This window comes from Erwinia tasmaniensis Et1/99 (assembly GCF_000026185.1).
In the GTDB taxonomy this organism is placed as follows: Bacteria; Pseudomonadota; Gammaproteobacteria; order Enterobacterales; family Enterobacteriaceae; genus Erwinia; species Erwinia tasmaniensis.
This window is the reverse complement of the sequence record NC_010694.1, coordinates 3,265,443-3,283,368: the sequence shown is the minus strand read 5'-3', so window position 1 is coordinate 3,283,368 and position 17,926 is coordinate 3,265,443. Positions and strand designations below refer to the sequence as shown.

Genomic DNA, 17,926 nt, shown 5'->3' with positions numbered 1-17,926 from the left:
GATGTGTAAAAACGCTTAAAAAAGTCAGTTTTAAGAACACTGGAAGCGGATCATGTTCTATAGTCTTTGTACTTTGCGTTTCATCAACTCGTACCGCTTTTGGCAACGACGAGACGTAGTTAATATTTCAGGAGTAGCAAGATAATGAAAATCTTCCAGCGATATAATCCGTTACAGGTCGCTAAATACGTTAAGACGTTGTTTCGGGGAAGGTTCTACATCAAAGACGTTGGCGCATTTGAATTTGATAAAGGTAAGATTCTGATCCCACGCATCAAAGACAAACAACACTACAGCGTGATGTCAGAAGTTAACCGGCAGGTTCTGCGACTGCAGACAGAATTCAACTAAAAAGCAAAAAGGCGCAATCTGCGCCTTTTCACTGTGTGCCGCTACCGTTATGCGTTCTCTTCAACATCCTTCGGCAATATCGCTGGCAGCGGGCGCGCATCAATACGCGTCACCAGCAGCTGATCGATGCGGTAGCTGTCGATATCCACCACTTCGAACTTATAGCCGTGCAGTTTGACAAAGTCGGTTCGTTTCGGGATTTTACGCAGCATAAACATCATAAAGCCGCCAATGGTCTCGTAGTTACCCGACTGCGGAAACTCGTCGATATGCAGCACACGCATCACGTCCTCGATCGGCGTGCCGCCTTCGACCAGCCATGAGTTCTCATCACGCGCGACAATCTGCTCTTCCAGCCCCTGGCCCACCAGATCGCCCATCAGCGTGGTCATCACATCGTTGAGCGTGATAATACCCACCACCAGCGCGTATTCATTCATGATGACGGCAAAATCTTCTCCGGCGGTTTTAAAACTCTCCAGGGCTTCAGACAACGTAAGGGTATCAGGCACGATAAGCGCTGAGCGGATCTGCACGCCGCTGTTCAGCGCCATACTCTGGTTGCCCAGTACACGCAGCAGCAGCTCTTTTGAATCTACGTAGCCGACGATGTGGTCAATATCTTGATTACAGACGAGAAATTTTGAATGTGGATGGCGCGCAATCTTCTCTTTAAGGCTGGTTTCATCCTCGTGCAGGTCAAACCACACCACGTTCTCGCGTGAGGTCATCGAGGAGGGCACGGTGCGCGATTCCAGCTCGAATACGTTTTCAATCAGTTCATGCTCCTGCTTACGCAGCACGCCGGCCAGTGCGCCCGCCTCCACCACCGCATAGATATCGTCAGAGGTGATATCGTCTTTACGCACCAGCGGGATTTTAAATAAGCGGAAAATAATATTGGCTCCGCCGTTAAAAAACCACACCAGCGGGCGGAAGATAAACAGGCAAAAACGCATCGGGTTGATGATCTTCAACGCCACGCTTTCAGGCGCGATCATGCCAAGGCGCTTGGGAAACAGGTCGGCGAACAGGATAAACAGGCTGGTAACCAGGGTGAACGAACAAATAAAGCTCAGGCGTTCTGCCATTTCAGCATCAAAAAAGCGTTCAAACAGCGATTTGAACGCGGGAGAGAATGCGGCATCGCCAACGATACCGCCAAGAATCGCCACCGCGTTCAGGCCAATCTGCACCACGGTGAAGAACATGCCGGGAGTTTCCTGCATTTTCAGCACGCGCTGGGCATTGATATTGCCCTCATCGGCCAGCAGCTTGAGTTTAATTTTACGAGCGGCCGCCAGTGAGATCTCTGAAAGAGAGAAAAATGAGCTAACCGCAATCAGCAGTACAATGACAAGAAAACTGTCTAACATAAAACATCCATATGATGGCTCGTACTCTGCGGCAATCAGAACGCCAATCGCTCAGCCAGAGGGGGCCGGGTTAATCACTTGTCATTTTTGGCCTGGGCAGCGCGCAGGATCCGGAGCCTGCGCATGTCACATCAGGAAGTTCAGCGATTCAGGGCTATCCGTGCCAAAAATGTCTGCGATACGGCGCATGGCCGGGCAGAAGGGTTATCAGGTCGCGTAGCAGACCGTGCGAAGATTATAGCTGCGGCGACGAGCGCTTACAATTGCGGCAGTGAACAGAGTGATATTCAGCCGTTTTCCACGGCTTAACCGGATTGAAACTTGTGTGAAGCTGATAGCGCGATACACTGCGCTATCGCTTTCTTTCTTTTGGCGCGTGTGCTGTGGCGGTATGAACCTCACGTTGAGCAACTATGCGCTGATTTGGCGTTTATCACGCGTGATTGCAATCCAGTGTTGTAACGTGCCGTGACTTTGCACACAATAACAGCAAATTTTTTGCTATGCGCAGCGACAGTCGGCTGGTCGTATCGAGCCCATGGGTAAAAGCCCAAATGGTGTCGGTTTGCGAAATTGTTTATCAGGTTAAGCCTATTGGAATTAAGGGCTGGCAATAATAAATGGGAGTCTGCGTGCCACGAATCCATGTGTATTGCATGTCTTGTCTACTGATCGCCGCCCCTGTAGCGCAGGCGGCGAACGTCCGTCTGCAGGTCACAGGCCTGTCCGGCGATCTGGAAAAAAATGTCAGGGCGCGTTTGTCCACGATTACCGGTGATGAAGTGTCTGCCGATGGTCGCTTCCGTTCACGTGTTAGCGAGGCGGTGAAAGAGGGGCTGAAGGCACTGGGTTATTACGAACCTAAGATTGATTTCGATTTGCTTCCGCCCCCCGCCGGCGGCAAACGTCCGCTGCTGCTGGCGAAAGTCTCTCCGGGTGAGCCGGTCAAAATAGCCGGAGAAACCGTGATCCTGCGCGGCGGAGCGCGTACCGATGAGGATTACCGCCGGCTGGTCAACGACGGCAAACCTAAACTGGGAACCGTACTCAATCACAGCGACTACGAAAAATTTAAAAGCTCGTTAAGCAATATGGCGCTGCGTAAAGGCTATTTCGACGCCGATTATCGTCAAAGCCAGCTTGGGGTTTCCGTCGAGCGGCGTGAAGCATTCTGGGATATCGACTACGACAGCGGCCAGCGTTATCGCTTCGGTGACGTCAGTTTTTCTGGTTCACAAATCCGCGACGAGTATCTGGAAAACCTGGTGCCTTTCAAAAAAGGCGATGACTACAGTTCGCGCGACCTGGCTGAACTGAATCGCCGTCTGTCGGCGACCGGCTGGTTCAATTCCGTCGTGGTCGTACCGGAGTTTGATAAAGGACGCGCCAGCAAAATGCTGCCGCTGCACGGCTTTGTCTCACCGCGCACCGAGAACACCATAGAAACCGGCGTCGGTTACTCGACGGACGTCGGCCCGCGCGTCAAAGCCACGTGGAAAAAGCCCTGGGTCAACGATCGCGGGCACAGTTTCAGCACCAGCGCGAACATTTCTGCGCCGGAACAGCAGCTCGATTTCAGTTACAAGGTGCCGCTCCTTAAAAGCCCGCTTGAGCAGTATTATCTGTTACAGGGGGGCCTAAAAAGAACCGACCTTAACGATACCAAGGCCGACTCCTCTACTCTTGCCGCATCGCGTTACTGGGACAGTTCCAGTGGCTGGCAGCGTGCGATTAACCTGCGCTGGAGCCTGGATCACTTTACCCAGGGCAACGTCACCAATACCACCATGCTGCTTTACCCTGGTGTGAGCATTAACCGCACCCGCTCACGCGGCGGGCTGATGCCCACCTGGGGCGATTCGCAGCGCTATTCTCTCGATGTGTCTGATACCACCTGGGGGTCGGATATCGACTTCGCGGTTATCCAGGCGCAGAACGTGTGGATACGTACGTTGGCAGAAAAGCATCGCTTCGTAGCGCGCGCTAACCTTGGCTGGATTGAAACCAATGATTTCCAGAAAGTACCGCCGGATCTGCGCTTCTTTGCCGGGGGTGACCGCAGCATTCGTGGCTACAAATATAAAGGGATTTCTCCGCGTGATGATGACGGCAAGCTAACAGGGGCCTCGAAGCTGGCGACCGGCTCGCTTGAATATCAGTACAACGTCACGGGGAAATGGTGGAGCGCGGTGTTTATTGACTCGGGTGAGGCGGTCAACGATATCAAACAGAGCAACGTGAAGACCGGTGCCGGTGTTGGCGTGCGCTGGCAGTCGCCGGTGGGGCCGATCAAACTCGATATTGCCCGTGCGATTGGCGATGAAGATAAGCGTGATATTCAGTTCTACATTGGTTTGGGGCCTGAACTATGAAGTGGTGGAAAAAGGGTCTGATTGGCATTCTCATTTTTATCCTGCTGCTGCTTGGCGGCATTGCTTTTTTGCTTGGCACCACGACCGGCCTACACCTGGCCCTGAATTCGGCGGCACGCTGGGTTCCGGGGTTGGGCATTCAGCAGGTGGACGGCGGCTGGCGTAACCTGACCCTGAAGGGCGTCAGCTATGACATGCCGGGTGTTACGGTGAAGGCGGGCGAGTTCCATCTTGCGTTGCGCCTCGGCTGTCTGAAACAGAGCGCCTTCTGCATTAACGATTTGGCGTTGAAGGATGTGAACGTGGTGGTGGACAGCAAACGGATGCCGCCTGCTGCCGACGCGCCGGTGAAAAAGGAGGGCAGTACGGGGGAGATCAGCACGCCGTATCCGCTCACCTTGAGCAGGCTGGCGCTGCACAACATTAACGTGAAAATCGACGATACCGCCATTTCTCTCGCCGACTTCACCAGCGGCCTGCACTGGCAGGAGCGAGCGTTGACGCTCACCCCAACCCATATCCAGGGGCTGCTGGTTGCGCTGCCGAAAGCGGCAAAAGTCGCCAGCGAGCAGGTAGTAGAGCCGAAAATTGAACGGCCGGCAGCGGATGAAGCGCCGCTGGGCGAGACGCTTAAGGCGCTGTTTGCCAAACCACTGCTGCCGGATCTGCCGGAATTTATCCTGCCGCTCGATGTTAACGTGCAACAGATCCTCGGCGAGCAGCTGCGCATCACCGGCGATAGCGATATTGCCGTTAATCGACTGCTGCTCAAGGCCAAAACCGAGCATAATCAGCTCCAGCTGCAAACGCTTGACGTGGATTCTCCCCAAGGGCAGCTCAACGCGCAGGGCGGGGCGACGCTCAGCGGCAGCTGGCCAATGAGCTTTACGCTCAATGGCGCGATCAACCTCGATCCGCTCAAAGGCGAGAAGATCAAAATGACGCTGGACGGCGGACTGCGCGATACGCTTAAGCTGGCGCTCAATTTGTCTGGCCCGGTGCGCGCGCAGCTTGATGCCGATAGCCAGCTGGCCGTAGCGGGTCTGCCGATCAATATGCGCCTGCAAAGCCCACAGCTGCGCTGGCCGCTGGAGGGGGCGGCACAGTTCCAGGCAAATAACGTCAACTTCAGCTTCAACGGCAAAGCCACGGACTATGTGATGTCGCTCAAAGCGGCTTTGCAGGGGGAAGGGGTGCCGCCAGCCACACTGACGCTGGATGGCAAAGGCAATGTTGAACAGTTCTCTCTCGATAAGCTGCGTCTGGCAGCATTGCAGGGCAATACCGATCTGACGGCGCTGGTTGACTGGAGTAAGGCGATCAGCTGGCATAGTGAATTGACCCTGTCAGGGATCAATACCGCAAAACAGTATCCTGACTGGCCGGCGAAGCTGGAGGGGAAAATCACTACCCGAGGCAGTCTGTACGGCGGCAGCTGGCAGATGCGTGTGCCGGAGCTGAAGCTTAAAGGTAACGTGCGTAACAACGCCGTAAGCGCCGACGGCTCTTTGTCCGGCAACAGTTACAACCAGTGGGATATCCCCGGCATAAAACTGGTGCTGGGGCGCAATAACGTCAATGTGAAAGGTTCCCTTGGCGAGAAGCTGGCTCTGGATGCTGATATTGATGCCAGGCATCTCGATAACGCCCTGCCGGGATTGGGCGGCGTTGCGGTAGGAACGATCCGTGCGCGTGGCGACCTGAAGACGCCGCAGCTGCTGGCGGATTTGACCGCCAGCGGTTTGCGCTGGCAGGCGATGCGTATTGGGCGTATCAAGCTGGACGGCGATGTTCGCTCTGGCGAACAGGTGCAGGGTAAAGTGAATCTGCGCGTGGAGCAGCTGAAGCAGGATGCATTGGTGGTCAGGCTGCTGCAGCTTGACGCCAGCGGCACGGAAAAACAGCACCAGCTTAAGCTCAGCGTGCAGGGAGAACCGGTTTCCGGCCAGCTGGCGCTCAACGGTGCCTTTGACCGCGCGGCCGGGCGTTGGCAGGGAACGTTAAACAATACCCGTTTCGCGACTCCGGTCGGTGACTGGCGCTTAACCCGCGCCATTGCGCTTGATTATCTCAACGCGAAACAGACGGTGAGCATTGGGCCGCACTGTTGGCAGAACCCGAACGCCGAGCTGTGCGTGCCGCAGACGGTGGAAGCTGGGCCTTCCGGTCATGCCCGCGTGGTGCTCAACCGCTTCGATCTGGCCATGATCAAACCGTTTATGCCTGACACCACGCGGCTGGCGGGGGTATTTAACGGCGATGCGGATGTCAGCTGGACAGCCGACGGTGCCCTGCCTACCGGGCGTGTTGCCTTGAAGGGGCGCGGGGTTAAGGTCGATCAGGATGTGCAGGGCAATAATCTGCCCATCGCTTTTGATACGCTAAACCTCAATGCGGCGTTGAAAAATGGTCGTGCGCAGCTGGACTGGCTGCTGCGTATCGCTAATAACGGTCAGCTTGACGGTAACGTACAGATTGCCGATCCGCAGGGGCGACGTACACTGTCCGGCAATGTCAATATTACCAGTCTGTCGCTGGCGATGCTCAATCCGGCCCTGATGCAGGGAGAGAAAATCACCGGAGAGCTGAATACACGTCTGCGCCTTGGCGGCAATCTGCAAAAGCCTCAGGTATTTGGTGATTTGGGGCTGCGTAACGTCGATGTTGACGGCAGCTTTATGCCGGTCGATCTCACCGCGGCCAATTTGACGATGGTCTTTAACGGCATGAGTTCGACCCTGAAAGGGTTGGTTCAGACATCACAGGGGCAGATCGCCCTGGACGGTAACGCCGACTGGAACCAGCTGGATGCCTGGCGCGCGCGTATTGCGGCGAAAGGGGACAAGATACGCGTCACCGTGCCGCCCATGGTGCGTATGGACGTATCGCCGGATCTGGTGTTTGAAGCCACTCCACAGCTGTTCAATCTTGAAGGCCGTGTTGATATCCCCTGGGCGCGTATCACCGTGCAGGAAGTCCCGACCAGCGCGGTCGGGGTTTCTTCCGACGAAGTGTTGCTGGATAAAAACCTTAAACCGATAGCGCCTAAGTCTGCCGCTATTCCGATCAACAGCAATCTGGTTATTCATGTCGGTAACGATGTACGCCTCAGTGCCTTTGGCCTGAAGGCGAAGCTGAACGGCGACCTGAAAATGGTGCAGGATAAACGCGGGCTGGGACTTAATGGGCAGATCAATATCCCATCCGGACGCTTCCATGCGTACGGCCAGGATCTGATCGTGCGTAAAGGCGAGCTGCAATTCTCCGGCCCGGCCGATCAGCCGTATCTGAATATAGAAGCGATCCGTAACCCGGAAGCCACCGAAGACGATGTTACCGCCGGGGTGCGCGTGACCGGACTGGCGGATGAGCCGAAGGTGGAAATTTTCTCCGATCCAGCGAAGTCTCAGCAGGAAGCCCTGTCCTATCTGCTGCGCGGTCAGGGATTAGGCGCTTCCGGCAGCGATAGCGACGCAATAACCTCTGCTCTGGTAGGATTGGGGCTTGCACAAAGTGGGCAGGTTGTGGGTAAAATCGGCGAGACCTTTGGTGTCAGTAATCTGGCGCTGGATACCACCGGAGTCGGCGACAGCCAGAAGGTGCAGGTCAGCGGCTATGTGCTGCCGGGTCTACAGGTAAAATACGGTGTTGGCATTTTTGATTCACTGGCGACATTAACGCTGCGTTATCGCCTGATGCCTAAGCTCTATTTGGAAGCGGTGTCTGGGGTTGACCAGGCACTGGATTTGCTCTATCAGTTTGAGTTTTAGTCATGCGAATAATTGTCTATGGCAGCCTGCGGCGGAAGCAAGGTAACAGTCACTGGATGACCAACGCGCAGTGGCTGGGCGATCATCAGATCGCCGGCTATGCGCTGTACAGTTTGGGTCATTACCCTGGGGTAGTGATGGGAGAGGGGCAGGTTCATTGTGAGGTGTACCGAATCGATGCCTCGACCCTGGGGGAGCTGGATGCGCTCAGAACTAAAGGTGGGGAGTACCGGCGCGAGCTGGTCTCAACCCCCTATGGAAGCGCATGGCTGTATGTTTACCAGCGAACGGTGAAGGGCCGGGAGCGAATCGAAAGCGGTGACTGGCTGCAAAGAGGTATTTCCGCGACATAACCGTAAAAAAAACACCGTCTGAATAACAGACGGTGTTTTTTTATGCTCAGCGATCGGGCAAAACGGTCGTCCTGATGCTAACGCGAGGTGCGCTAACATCAGGGCTGCACACGATCACTTATCAGCTTTCGCCGCACGCTCGAAAGAAGAAACGATTTCAGCTTTTGCCGCCGCAACGCCTTCCCAGCCTTCAACTTTAACCCATTTGCCTTTTTCCAGCGCTTTATACTGCTCGAAGAAGTGGCCGATCTGGCCGCGCAGCAGTTCTGGAAGGTCGTTCACATCCTGGATGTGCTCATACTCTTTGCTCAGTTTGCTGTGCGGAACCGCAACCACTTTAGCGTCTTCACCTGACTCGTCGGTCATTTTCAGCACGCCAACCGGACGGCAGCGGATCACAGAACCTGGCTGCAGCGGATAAGGCGTTGGCACCAGCACGTCAACCGGGTCACCGTCCAGAGAGAGTGTGTTGTTGATGTAACCGTAATTGCACGGGTAGAACATTGCGGTGGCCATAAAGCGATCTACGAACAGAGCACCCGACTCTTTATCAACTTCATATTTGATCGGCGCTGCGTTAGCCGGGATCTCAATGACGACATAGATGTCATCCGGCAGGTCTTTGCCAGCAGGTACGTGGTTAAGGCTCATGGTAAATTCCTTCAATCATCTTAGGTTGAGTGCCCGGTATTATAGCCATCTCATCGTCAAAGTACTCCCCTTTTTCAGGCTTTAAGAATGCTCCGGCCTGGCGGCGAGATCGCTGTGGATAGGGAATGATCGGAAAAAGAATGCTTATGTCTCATATTGCTGATTTCGCAGATTTGCCATGGTGGGAGGAGAGGAGAAAAATTTGCGTTAAGCAATAAGTTTAAGATTTTTGCTTCATCTACCGTTAATACGGTTTGCCCACAGCATCATTGTTGCCGGATGTGGCTTGCTGACTGTCTGAAAGAGCTGTTCTGCCGTGCCGTGGTACGCAGACCGGTTCATCAACGCGTACTGGTAAAAGACCGAAATAATCTATTTTCGGTAAAGTTACCTGGAGTTACTGCCGATAACTTGGTCGATTTTAAATACCGGGAATTTACAGACTCAACACCATCGGGAAAAGACAATGCTAAAAAGAATCTCAATACGTTCGGGCTTATTGGCCCTACTCGGCCTGATGACGCTGCTGCTACTGGTAGTCAGCGTAATGGGAATTACCGCCATACAGAAGGGGAATCGTTCACTGGATGCCGTCAACCGCATCCAGGGCATTGAGTTAAATGCGCTCTACATCAGCAACGGCAGCTTGCTGCGCGCCCGTGCCGTTGCGGCGCTGGCGATGCGTCAGCTGGAGATTGGTCAGCCCGATAAGGCGGCCAAAGCGGCCGATCGTGCGCTTAGCTATGTGGTCACTTCAGAAAACGAGCTGAAAAAATTTATTGAAGCTGGAACCGTGACTGAGCATGGCCGCATTCTGGCGGAGAAGGTTGTCGCAACCTTCCGGGATTACGTTGCTAACGGCATCACGCCGCTGATGAGCGCAATGCAGAAGCAGAACGCCAATGACTATTATCAGGTCCTCGAAGGCAACCTCTCCGCACTGGCGGGTAAGTACAGTGATGCGGTTGACGACTTTGGTCAGTATGCAAACGAAGTGACGGCATCGCGTCTGGAGCAGGCGGATTATAATCAGTCGATGATGACCATTCTGATTCTGGTCAGCGGCGCGTTGACGTTACTGCTGGTGGCACTGGCATGGATGATCCTGCGCGAACTGTTGCTGAAGCCGTTGGACAATGCGATCAAACATCTGGAGTACATTGCGGCCGGCGACCTGACCCAGCGTGTGCCGGAAAGCGGCAAAAATGAAATTGGCCGCCTGAATGCTGCGCTCGGCAGCATGCAGCAGTCGTTGCAGCACTCGGTCGGTCAGGTGCGTGATGCCAGTATGCAGATTGATATCGGCAGCCGTGAACTGACATCGGGCAACCTGAATCTCTCGCAGCGCACCGAAGAGTCGGCGGCATCGCTGGAGCAGACGGCGGCGAGCATGGAACAGCTGACGGCCACGGTGAAGCAGAACGCGGACAATGCGCAGCAGGCGCATTTACTGGCGCAGTCGGTTTCAGATACCGCCGAACGCGGTGCGGAAGTGGTCAGTTACGTGATGGGGAAAATGTCGGAGATCTCCAACAGCTCGCAGCGTGTAGGCGATATTCTCGGCGTGATTGACGGCATTGCTTTCCAGACCAATATCCTGGCGCTGAATGCTTCTGTCGAAGCGGCGCGTGCCGGGGAGCAGGGACGCGGTTTCGCCGTGGTTGCCAGCGAAGTGCGTAATCTTGCCCAGCGTAGCGCCACGGCAGCGAAGGAGATCCGCACGCTGATTGCCGAGTCTCAAACCCGCGTCAACGAGGGTTCAGATATGGCAAATAAAGCGGGTGAAACTATGGATGAGATCTCAACCGAAGTGATGCGCGTGACGACGCTGATGAAGGAGATCTCCAGCGCGTCACAGGAGCAAAGTCACGGTATCGAACAGGTAAACGTGGCCGTTACACAAATGGATGAAGTGGCGCAGCAGAATGCCGCGTTGGTCGAACAGGCCGCCGCCGCTACCCAGTCGCTTGAGGAGCAATCCCGTCAGCTAATGCAGACGATGGCGGTATTTAAGGTGGCGCAAGGGGCCTGATATCCCGGCTGCTTACCGGGCAGATTTTTAGAGTCTGCCCGGTTTCTGTCAGAGAGCGTTGCCAAACGGTAAGCCCTGTTCAGGCGCCCGGCGTTTAGTTATCCGGATACTCACGCAGGAAACGTTCGGTATCATTCACCATATGATCATTACCGACGAAGAACGGCGAGCGCTGGTGGAGAGTTTCGGGCACCAGGTCGAGAATACGATTTTTGCCGTCAGAGGCTTTACCACCGGCCTGCTCTGCAAGGAAGGCCATCGGATTACATTCATACAGTAGACGCAGCTTGCCCTGTGGATGACTTGCCGTACTTGGATAGAGATAGATACCGCCTTTCAGCAAATTGCGGTGGAAGTCTGCCACCAGCGAGCCAATATAGCGTGAGGTATAGGGGCGGCGGGTGGCTTTATCCTCTTCTTGGCAGAATTTAAGGTATTTTTTCACCCCCTGCGGGAAGCGAATATAGTTACCTTCGTTAATCGAGTAGGTATAGCCATTTTCCGGGAAAGTCATGCGCTCCGCGCTCAGGCAGAACACGCCTAGCGACGGGTCATAGGTAAAGGCGTGTACGCCATAACCGGTGGTATAAACCAGCATGGTTGACGAGCCGTAAACCACGTAACCCGCAGCGACCTGCTGACTGCCCGGCTGTAAGAAGTCCTCTTCGGTGACCGGCGTACCCGCCGGGGTAATACGGCGGTAAATTGAGAAAATGGTGCCTACCGATACGTTAACATCGATGTTAGAAGAGCCGTCGAGGGGGTCCATCAGCACGACATATTTGCCGTTTTCCACACCTTCGAAAATAACGATTTCGTCTTCTTCTTCAGACGCGATACCGGCGACGATACCGCGCGCCTTCAGTGCGGCTTTGAGTTTTTCATTCGCATACAGGTCAAGTTTCATCTGCTGCTCGCCCTGAATATTTTCAACGCCGCTTGCCCCGAGAATGTCGACCAGACCGGCTTTATTGATATCCCGGTGAATGATCTTCGCACCCAGTTTGATGGCGGAGATGAGCGCCGTCAGTTCACCGGTTGCGTGCGGAAAGTCATGTTGCTTTTCGACGATAAATTCGCCTAACGTTTTCATAACACAATTCCTGAATCTGCGATTGAAGAGCAGCTTGATTCACAAACTGCCAATGTATGCATATGCGACAGCAGTTTAGCTGATTGAATAGTAAAGAACATAGGGCAAATCCGTTTCTTCCGCACGATGAGGGCGGTACACTAGGCCAGAACTTTCACCAAACGGACCTTTTATGCGTATCCATATTCTTGGTATCTGTGGCACTTTCATGGGCGGTCTGGCGATGTTAGCTCGCGCACTCGGTCATGACGTTACCGGCTCCGATGTTAACGTCTATCCGCCGATGAGCACGCTGCTGGAAAAGCAGGGCATTGATTTAATACAGGGTTATGATGCTTCGCAGCTCGATCCTGCTCCAGACCTGGTGATTATCGGTAATGCCATGACCCGTGGAAATCCCTGTGTGGAAGCGGTACTGGAACGGAATATTCCCTACCTCTCCGGCCCACAGTGGTTACATGATTTCGTGTTGCGTGACCACTGGGTGATCGCGGTAGCGGGAACCCACGGCAAAACCACCACGGCGGGCATGGTGGCGTGGATTTTACAGGCCTGTGGCTATGAGCCGGGCTTTGTCATCGGTGGCGTACCGGGAAACTTCGACGTTTCGGCTAAATTAGGGAAAAGCCCATTCTTTGTGATTGAAGCGGATGAGTACGACTGTGCATTTTTCGACAAACGCGCTAAGTTTGTGCATTACTGCCCGCGCACTCTGATCCTGAATAATCTGGAATTCGATCATGCGGATATCTACGAGGATTTACGCGCCATTCAGAAACAGTTCCATCATCTGGTGCGTATCGTGCCGGGACAGGGAAAAATTATCCTGCCGGAGCATGATGCCAATCTGAAGCAGGTGATGGCGATGGGTTGCTGGAGCGAGCAAGAAGCGGTAGGTGAAAACGGCTGCTGGCAGGTGAAGAAACTGTCCCCAGACGCTTCTCATTGGGAAGTCTGGCTTGACGGTGAGCGCGTGGCGGAGGTGAACTGGTCACTGGTTGGCGAGCACAATATGCGTAACGGTATGATGGCGATTGCCGCAGCCCGTCATGTGGGCGTGAAGCCGGAGGATGCCGGCCGCGCGTTGAATGATTTTATCAACGCCCGCCGTCGGCTGGAGCTGCGTGGCGAGAGCAACGGTATCAAAGTTTATGATGATTTTGCCCATCATCCTACGGCCATTAACGCCACGCTGGCGGCGCTGCGCGGCAAGGTGGGCGGCACGGCACGTATTCTGGCGGTGCTGGAGCCTCGCTCCAACACCATGAAGATGGGCATCAGCAAGAACGACCTCGCTCCGTCATTAGGTCGTGCCGACGAGGTGTTTCTCTATCAGCCACACCATATTCCGTGGCAGGTGTCAGAAGTGGCGGATGCCTGCATTCAGCCGGCGCACTGGAGTGCCGATATCGACACGCTGGTCGAGGCGATCGCCAAGATTGCCCATCCGGGAGACACGATTCTGGTGATGAGTAACGGCGGCTTTGGCGGGATCCATCAGAAGCTGTTAGACCGGCTGGCATAACGTGCCCTCCGCGTGCGGAGAGCCGCTTTCCATCGGCGGTGAATGCTGACCTGAACTTTGCCAGCGGCGGACCCTGTTGAGGTCCGCACGCCGTTGGCGGATCAGGCTTCGGCCAGCTCGCGCAGATACTGGAAGATCTGGCGATAGGCTTTCGGCGGCTTGTTGCCCGCTTTCTCTTTTTGCGCGTTACGGATCATCGCACGCAGCTGCTGACGATCGGCGTTCGGATAGAGGGCCAGCACTTCGGCGACCGCCTCGTCCCCCTGTTCCACCAGGCGATCGCGCATCATCTCCAGTTTATGGAAAAGGGCGACCTGCTGGTTGTGGCGGTTTTTCAGCTTATCCAGCGCGGTGCGGATCGGCTCCTCGTCGCGCGAGCGCAGCATCTTACCGATGAGCTGCATCTGGCGGCGGCGGCCCTCTTTCTTGATTTTCTGCGCCAGCTCAATGGCGCTGCGCAGATCTTCATCCAGCGGGATCCTGTCAAGGGAGTTACTCCCCAGCTCCATCAGCTCTGCCCCGAGGCGCTTTAACTCCTCGGCATCGCGTTTAATTTCACTCTTACTGACCCAGATAATCTCTTCATCTTCTTCATCGTTATCGGGTACGTCATCGAGCCACTCATCAGGCTGCTTGGTCATGGTCAGGCTCCAAAAAAAGAGGCTAATGTTATCAGGTTACGCGGCTACTGCGAAATTGTTCTCTTACTCTGTTAGACTCAAAATAACGTAATCACCATAGCGCGATTTTCCCGCAGGCTAAGCCGCCGAAAAAACCGCCCTTTTTTAATTATATGGTAGGTCAATGAAATTACTCTCCCAAGTTGCAGAACAGCGTAAAATCCTGGAACAGGCGGTAGCGACAGCACTCGAACTGGCAAGCACCAGCAGCGACGGGGCGGAGGTTGCGGTCACGAAAACGACCGGCATCGGCGTCAGCACCCGTTACGGTGCCGTGGAAAATGTTGAGTTCAACAGTGATGGCGCGCTGGGCATTACCGTTTATTACCAGAATCGTAAAGGTAGCGCCTCTTCAACCGACCTGAGTCAGGACGCTATCCAGCGTACCGTGCAGGCCGCGCTGGACATTGCGCGTTACACCTCGCCGGACCCTTACGCCGGCGTGGCGGACCCTGAACTACTGGCGTTTGAAGCGCCCGATCTTGATCTGTTCCATCCGAGCGAGATCGATGCCGATCGCGCCATCGAACTGGCGGCACGCGCAGAGCAGGCGGCGTTAAAAGCAGATAAGCGTATCACCAATACCGAAGGCGGCAGCTTTAACAGCCACGTTGGCATTAAGGTGTTTGGCAACAGCCACGGGATGATCCAGGGGTATTGCTCCAGCCGTCACTCGCTTTCCAGCTGCGTTATCGCGGAAGAAAACGGCGATATGGAGCGGGACTACGCTTACACCATCGGCCGTGCGATGGAAGACCTTCAGTCGCCGGAATACGTGGGTGAAGAGTGCGCGCGCCGCACGCTGTCGCGCCTGTCTCCGCGCAAACTGTCAACGATGAAAGCGCCGGTGATGTTTGCCGCTGAAGTTGCCACCGGGCTGTTTGGCCATCTTGTCGGGGCGATCAGCGGCGGAAGCGTGTACCGCAAATCCACCTTCCTGCTCGACTCGCTCGGCCAGCAGATCCTACCTGAATGGCTGACCATTGAAGAACATCCACACCTGCTGAAAGGGCTGGCCTCAACGCCGTTCGACGGTGAAGGCGTGCGTACCCATCGGCGCGACATCGTAAAAGAGGGCGTGTTGCAGAACTGGCTACTGACCAGCTATTCGGCGCGTAAGCTGGGCTTGCAGAGCACGGGTCATGCGGGCGGTATCCATAACTGGCGTATCGCCGGGCAGGGGCACAGCTTCGATGGCATGCTGAAGCAGCTTGGAACCGGGCTGCTGGTAACCGAACTGATGGGGCAGGGCGTCAGTGGGATCACCGGCGATTATTCGCGTGGCGCTTCCGGCTTCTGGGTAGAAAATGGCGTTATCCAGTATCCGGTGAGTGAGATAACGATCGCGGGTAACCTGAAAGATATGTGGCGTAATATGGTATCGGTGGGGAGTGATATTGAAACGCGCAGCAATATTCAGTGTGGTTCCGTTCTGTTACCCGAAATGAAAATCGCCGGGCAGTAATTCCCCCTCTTTCTGTAGGCTAAAAGGGCGGCGGTGAAAACCGTTGCCCCTGTTCTTTCCGCTAACCTGCACCTGAAAAGACACTCAGGTGCTATCAACTTATTCCGATGTACGCAAAGTTGAATAGCCCTCCGGGTTCTTCTTAGCGGCTAATTCAATATCGTCATATAACTCTAAATGCCACATGATTTCCTTCATGAGGGTTTTGGGCGCTGCTGCGATAGTGCTTTCTGTATTATCGGCATTAAACCGCGGTTTGTCAGAAGCAAAATTTCTAATTTCCGGAAGTGGCGGCGCCTGACGATGTGGTTTCAGGCATCGTTCCTCTGAAGGCAGCGTGACCGGGTATTTAAAGGTAGGATGATTCGGCGGCGCGGTTACATTCACCACAGAGGCGGATGTGCTGTTTCCGGGTATATTTTTGTTCCGATTACTTTCAAATTCCTTCAGCGCGGCTTTTAACATCGTCGCTAAGCCGGGTTTCTGAACCGAAGTATTGTCTCTTTTTTTATCGGTATATAGACATACGGGTGCACTAATATCAGGATTGGCAACGTTGTTTCTCCGTATTATATTTTGAGGACCCACGCTGAAAGCAATCTGCCGATCCTTTAGTGCGACTAAGTTTTCGGGTGCTGCGGTAGCATTCACCCCCTCGAAAGCTTTCGGTAAACTGGCAGGCTTGAGCCGTTGGTTAAGCTGGTTTACAGAGTTTTTAACGCCCACGATCCTTGAAAAAAACGAATGACCAGGCGTTTGCGTTGCGATCGGCCGTGAACCAGATATTCCAAAAACCCGTAAAAAGCCCGTTGTAATATTTACCATTTATCATACCCCGAATTATTTATTTGGCACGTAAGTATTATCTTTAAGGACCAATAACTCTTCCAGAAAACGCTTAGTTACTACCGATGAGGTTAGGGATGTCGTCATTGGTATAAAGGCTTAAACTAAACTAAACGAAGCGAAGTAAAAAATGCGAGCTCTCTTTCCCGTTATATAATCAGTCGATAAGCACGCCTGGTTTTACCGTTACAGTTATGCACTGGAGCTTATTAACCGCTTACATCAGCCCCCCTCTCTTTTTCGGCCATAACGCTTTTGCGATACGGCCCGGTCATCACCCACTTATTTCCACTTCGTGGTGGAAAAAGTCGTTCTACACAGTCAGCCGCTGCCGGGCTAGTTTATTTGCATTGCGGATGAGGGGGGAATGTCAGTGAGTAAAGGAACGTTGCCGATGAGTGGGGTGACAGAAAGGGACGCCGATATTCAACGGCTGACTGCACGGGTAATGACGCAAATTACCGGGCTGATTGCCGCAGGGAATATTCGACCCAATCCGGTACAGCAACATATGTTGGCTTCCCATGTACGGGCAATGGCGCTGCGCTCACTCACCGGAGAAGCGCTTCCCGACGTTGAAGCCGACCTGTTTGAAGAGATTTCACCACGGTCGATGGCGCTGGCTCAGCAGGTGGTAGACCTGTTTGGTAATTTGTCTGTTGAAGAGTCATGGCTGCTGTCGGTGCATTTTGAAGTCGCTCAAGCAAACGAAAATGAGGGGGGCACGATGTCTAAAATCACCGTTGTTATCGGCGATCGTCTGGGGAAGGGGCAGAAAGTGGCCGCAGGCATTGAGAAAGCGGGGGGCCATGCTGTCGTGGTGCCGGGGGTGGCGGCAGATATGAAGCTGGGTGACGTCATGAAGGCAGAAAACGCCGATTTTGGCATCTCCTTCTGCGGCAGCGGCGGTGCCGGGGCTATCACGGCCCAGAACAAGTATGGCTATAAGGCGAAACACGGCATGCGCTCCATCGAAGAAGGCGTTACCGCCATTAACGACGGCGCTACCGTGCTGGGTTTCGGCTTTATGGACAAAGAGGAGCTGGGTGAGCGCCTGTTACAGGCGTGGAAGAAGAAGCAAGCAGGATGAAAGAACAATTCACTACCACGGTGAAAGTCAGCGGGAAAGACGACAGCAAAGCGAAGGCGTTTGCCGCCGCGTTGAGCCAGGTACAAAACACGGTGTTGAAATCCAGTCAAAACGTCCTGCTGCGTATTGAGCCCGTTGAGGTTCGGGTGTTGAGCGCGTGGCAACGCGTTAGTAAAGAAAAGTTCTTTTTTTTCTTTCTGGCGCGCGAAAAGCGGATCTACGGCGTTGAGCTGGAGATCGTCGTCAATGTGGTGGCGATAGCGGCCGACAGGGTGGAATTCAGCACCGTGAAATAAAAACGTTTGGCGATAACAAAAAGGAA

The 17,926-nt window shown here is 54.3% G+C and carries 14 protein-coding genes and 1 pseudogene; 10 read left to right on the top strand and 5 right to left on the bottom strand.

The genetic code is table 11. From position 1 onward, the window contains the following. Window positions 1-144 precede the first annotated feature (144 nt). On the top strand, window positions 145-351 hold the full coding sequence (locus ETA_RS15905; RefSeq protein WP_012442644.1) for a DUF1107 domain-containing protein: 207 nt from the start codon (window positions 145-147) through the stop codon (window positions 349-351). Between the two features lie 47 nt (window positions 352-398). Here the strand turns inward: ETA_RS15905 and ETA_RS15900 are convergent, their stop codons facing one another. Beyond that, window positions 399-1,727: a hemolysin family protein gene (locus ETA_RS15900; RefSeq protein ID WP_012442643.1), complete on the bottom strand. Its 1,329-nt coding sequence runs from the start codon at window positions 1,725-1,727 to the stop codon at window positions 399-401. Between the two features lie 632 nt (window positions 1,728-2,359). Here ETA_RS15900 and tamA point away from each other — a divergent pair. The 3 genes from tamA to ETA_RS15880 are packed head-to-tail and all read left to right on the top strand — an operon-like array spanning window position 2,360 to window position 8,222. Continuing rightward, the gene (tamA, locus tag ETA_RS15890; RefSeq protein WP_042959360.1) at window positions 2,360-4,099 is read left to right on the top strand and encodes an autotransporter assembly complex protein TamA; all 1,740 of its coding nucleotides are present in this window, start codon (window positions 2,360-2,362) and stop codon (window positions 4,097-4,099) included. Next, on the top strand, window positions 4,096-7,869 hold the full coding sequence (gene tamB / locus ETA_RS15885) for an autotransporter assembly complex protein TamB (protein ID WP_012442641.1): 3,774 nt from the start codon (window positions 4,096-4,098) through the stop codon (window positions 7,867-7,869). Before tamA ends, tamB begins: the two co-directional genes overlap by 4 nt. A gap of 2 nt (window positions 7,870-7,871) precedes the next feature. Beyond that, entirely contained in the window at window positions 7,872-8,222 is a 351-nt protein-coding gene (locus tag ETA_RS15880) for a gamma-glutamylcyclotransferase family protein (RefSeq protein WP_012442640.1), read from the top strand. 114 nt (window positions 8,223-8,336) lie between these two features. Here the strand turns inward: ETA_RS15880 and ppa are convergent, their stop codons facing one another. After that, complete coding sequence (gene ppa, locus ETA_RS15875) at window positions 8,337-8,873, bottom strand: inorganic diphosphatase (protein WP_012442639.1); 537 nt, start codon at window positions 8,871-8,873, stop codon at window positions 8,337-8,339. Window positions 8,874-9,339: 466 nt separating this feature from the next. Between ppa and ETA_RS15870 the strand changes: the two genes are divergently transcribed. Then, window positions 9,340-10,905 (top strand): methyl-accepting chemotaxis protein, encoded by a 1,566-nt coding sequence (locus ETA_RS15870; protein ID WP_012442638.1) that lies wholly within the window; start codon window positions 9,340-9,342, stop codon window positions 10,903-10,905. A gap of 94 nt (window positions 10,906-10,999) precedes the next feature. Here ETA_RS15870 and fbp read toward each other — a convergent pair whose 3' ends face one another. Further along, the gene (gene fbp, locus ETA_RS15865) at window positions 11,000-11,998 is read right to left on the bottom strand and encodes a class 1 fructose-bisphosphatase (protein ID WP_012442637.1); all 999 of its coding nucleotides are present in this window, start codon (window positions 11,996-11,998) and stop codon (window positions 11,000-11,002) included. A gap of 172 nt (window positions 11,999-12,170) precedes the next feature. Between fbp and mpl the strand changes: the two genes are divergently transcribed. Beyond that, a complete protein-coding gene (mpl, locus tag ETA_RS15860; protein ID WP_012442636.1) occupies window positions 12,171-13,523 on the top strand; it encodes a UDP-N-acetylmuramate:L-alanyl-gamma-D-glutamyl-meso-diaminopimelate ligase in 1,353 nt (450 codons plus the stop codon). A gap of 101 nt (window positions 13,524-13,624) precedes the next feature. On the opposite strand, the gene yjgA is transcribed toward mpl, so the two are convergent. Further along, a complete protein-coding gene (gene yjgA, locus ETA_RS15855) occupies window positions 13,625-14,164 on the bottom strand; it encodes a ribosome biogenesis factor YjgA (protein WP_012442635.1) in 540 nt (179 codons plus the stop codon). Between the two features lie 163 nt (window positions 14,165-14,327). On the opposite strand from yjgA, the gene pmbA reads away from it, so the two are divergent. Then, window positions 14,328-15,668: a metalloprotease PmbA gene (pmbA, locus tag ETA_RS15850; RefSeq protein ID WP_012442634.1), complete on the top strand. Its 1,341-nt coding sequence runs from the start codon at window positions 14,328-14,330 to the stop codon at window positions 15,666-15,668. Between the two features lie 99 nt (window positions 15,669-15,767). Here pmbA and ETA_RS15845 read toward each other — a convergent pair whose 3' ends face one another. Next, window positions 15,768-16,493, bottom strand: coding sequence for a hypothetical protein (locus ETA_RS15845; protein ID WP_012442633.1), 726 nt, complete (start codon window positions 16,491-16,493; stop codon window positions 15,768-15,770). A 394-nt stretch (window positions 16,494-16,887) separates the two neighbouring features. On the opposite strand from ETA_RS15845, the pseudogene ETA_RS20110 reads away from it, so the two are divergent. The 3 genes and pseudogenes from ETA_RS20110 to ETA_RS15835 form a co-directional block, all read left to right on the top strand. Beyond that, window positions 16,888-17,223 (top strand): annotated as a pseudogene (locus tag ETA_RS20110) (glycine dehydrogenase); the annotation flags it as partial. 18 nt (window positions 17,224-17,241) lie between these two features. Beyond that, window positions 17,242-17,604, top strand: coding sequence for an SFCGS family glycine-rich protein (locus ETA_RS20105; protein ID WP_012442632.1), 363 nt, complete (start codon window positions 17,242-17,244; stop codon window positions 17,602-17,604). After that, window positions 17,601-17,900: a DUF4312 family protein gene (locus ETA_RS15835; RefSeq protein ID WP_012442631.1), complete on the top strand. Its 300-nt coding sequence runs from the start codon at window positions 17,601-17,603 to the stop codon at window positions 17,898-17,900. The genes ETA_RS20105 and ETA_RS15835 overlap by 4 nt, the downstream gene beginning before the upstream one ends. Window positions 17,901-17,926: the final 26 nt, after the last annotated feature.

Coding starts and splice junctions, on each gene's coding strand:
- ETA_RS15905 (WP_012442644.1), top strand. CDS start 145: ATGAAAATCTTCCAGCGATATAATCCGTTACAGGTCGCTAAATACGTT.
- ETA_RS15900 (WP_012442643.1), bottom strand. CDS start 1,727: ATGTTAGACAGTTTTCTTGTCATTGTACTGCTGATTGCGGTTAGCTCA.
- tamB (WP_012442641.1), top strand. CDS start 4,096: ATGAAGTGGTGGAAAAAGGGTCTGATTGGCATTCTCATTTTTATCCTG.
- ETA_RS15880 (WP_012442640.1), top strand. CDS start 7,872: ATGCGAATAATTGTCTATGGCAGCCTGCGGCGGAAGCAAGGTAACAGT.
- ppa (WP_012442639.1), bottom strand. CDS start 8,873: ATGAGCCTTAACCACGTACCTGCTGGCAAAGACCTGCCGGATGACATC.
- ETA_RS15870 (WP_012442638.1), top strand. CDS start 9,340: ATGCTAAAAAGAATCTCAATACGTTCGGGCTTATTGGCCCTACTCGGC.
- fbp (WP_012442637.1), bottom strand. CDS start 11,998: ATGAAAACGTTAGGCGAATTTATCGTCGAAAAGCAACATGACTTTCCG.
- mpl (WP_012442636.1), top strand. CDS start 12,171: ATGCGTATCCATATTCTTGGTATCTGTGGCACTTTCATGGGCGGTCTG.
- yjgA (WP_012442635.1), bottom strand. CDS start 14,164: ATGACCAAGCAGCCTGATGAGTGGCTCGATGACGTACCCGATAACGAT.
- pmbA (WP_012442634.1), top strand. CDS start 14,328: ATGAAATTACTCTCCCAAGTTGCAGAACAGCGTAAAATCCTGGAACAG.
- ETA_RS15845 (WP_012442633.1), bottom strand. CDS start 16,493: ATGGTAAATATTACAACGGGCTTTTTACGGGTTTTTGGAATATCTGGT.
- ETA_RS20105 (WP_012442632.1), top strand. CDS start 17,242: ATGTCTAAAATCACCGTTGTTATCGGCGATCGTCTGGGGAAGGGGCAG.
- ETA_RS15835 (WP_012442631.1), top strand. CDS start 17,601: ATGAAAGAACAATTCACTACCACGGTGAAAGTCAGCGGGAAAGACGAC.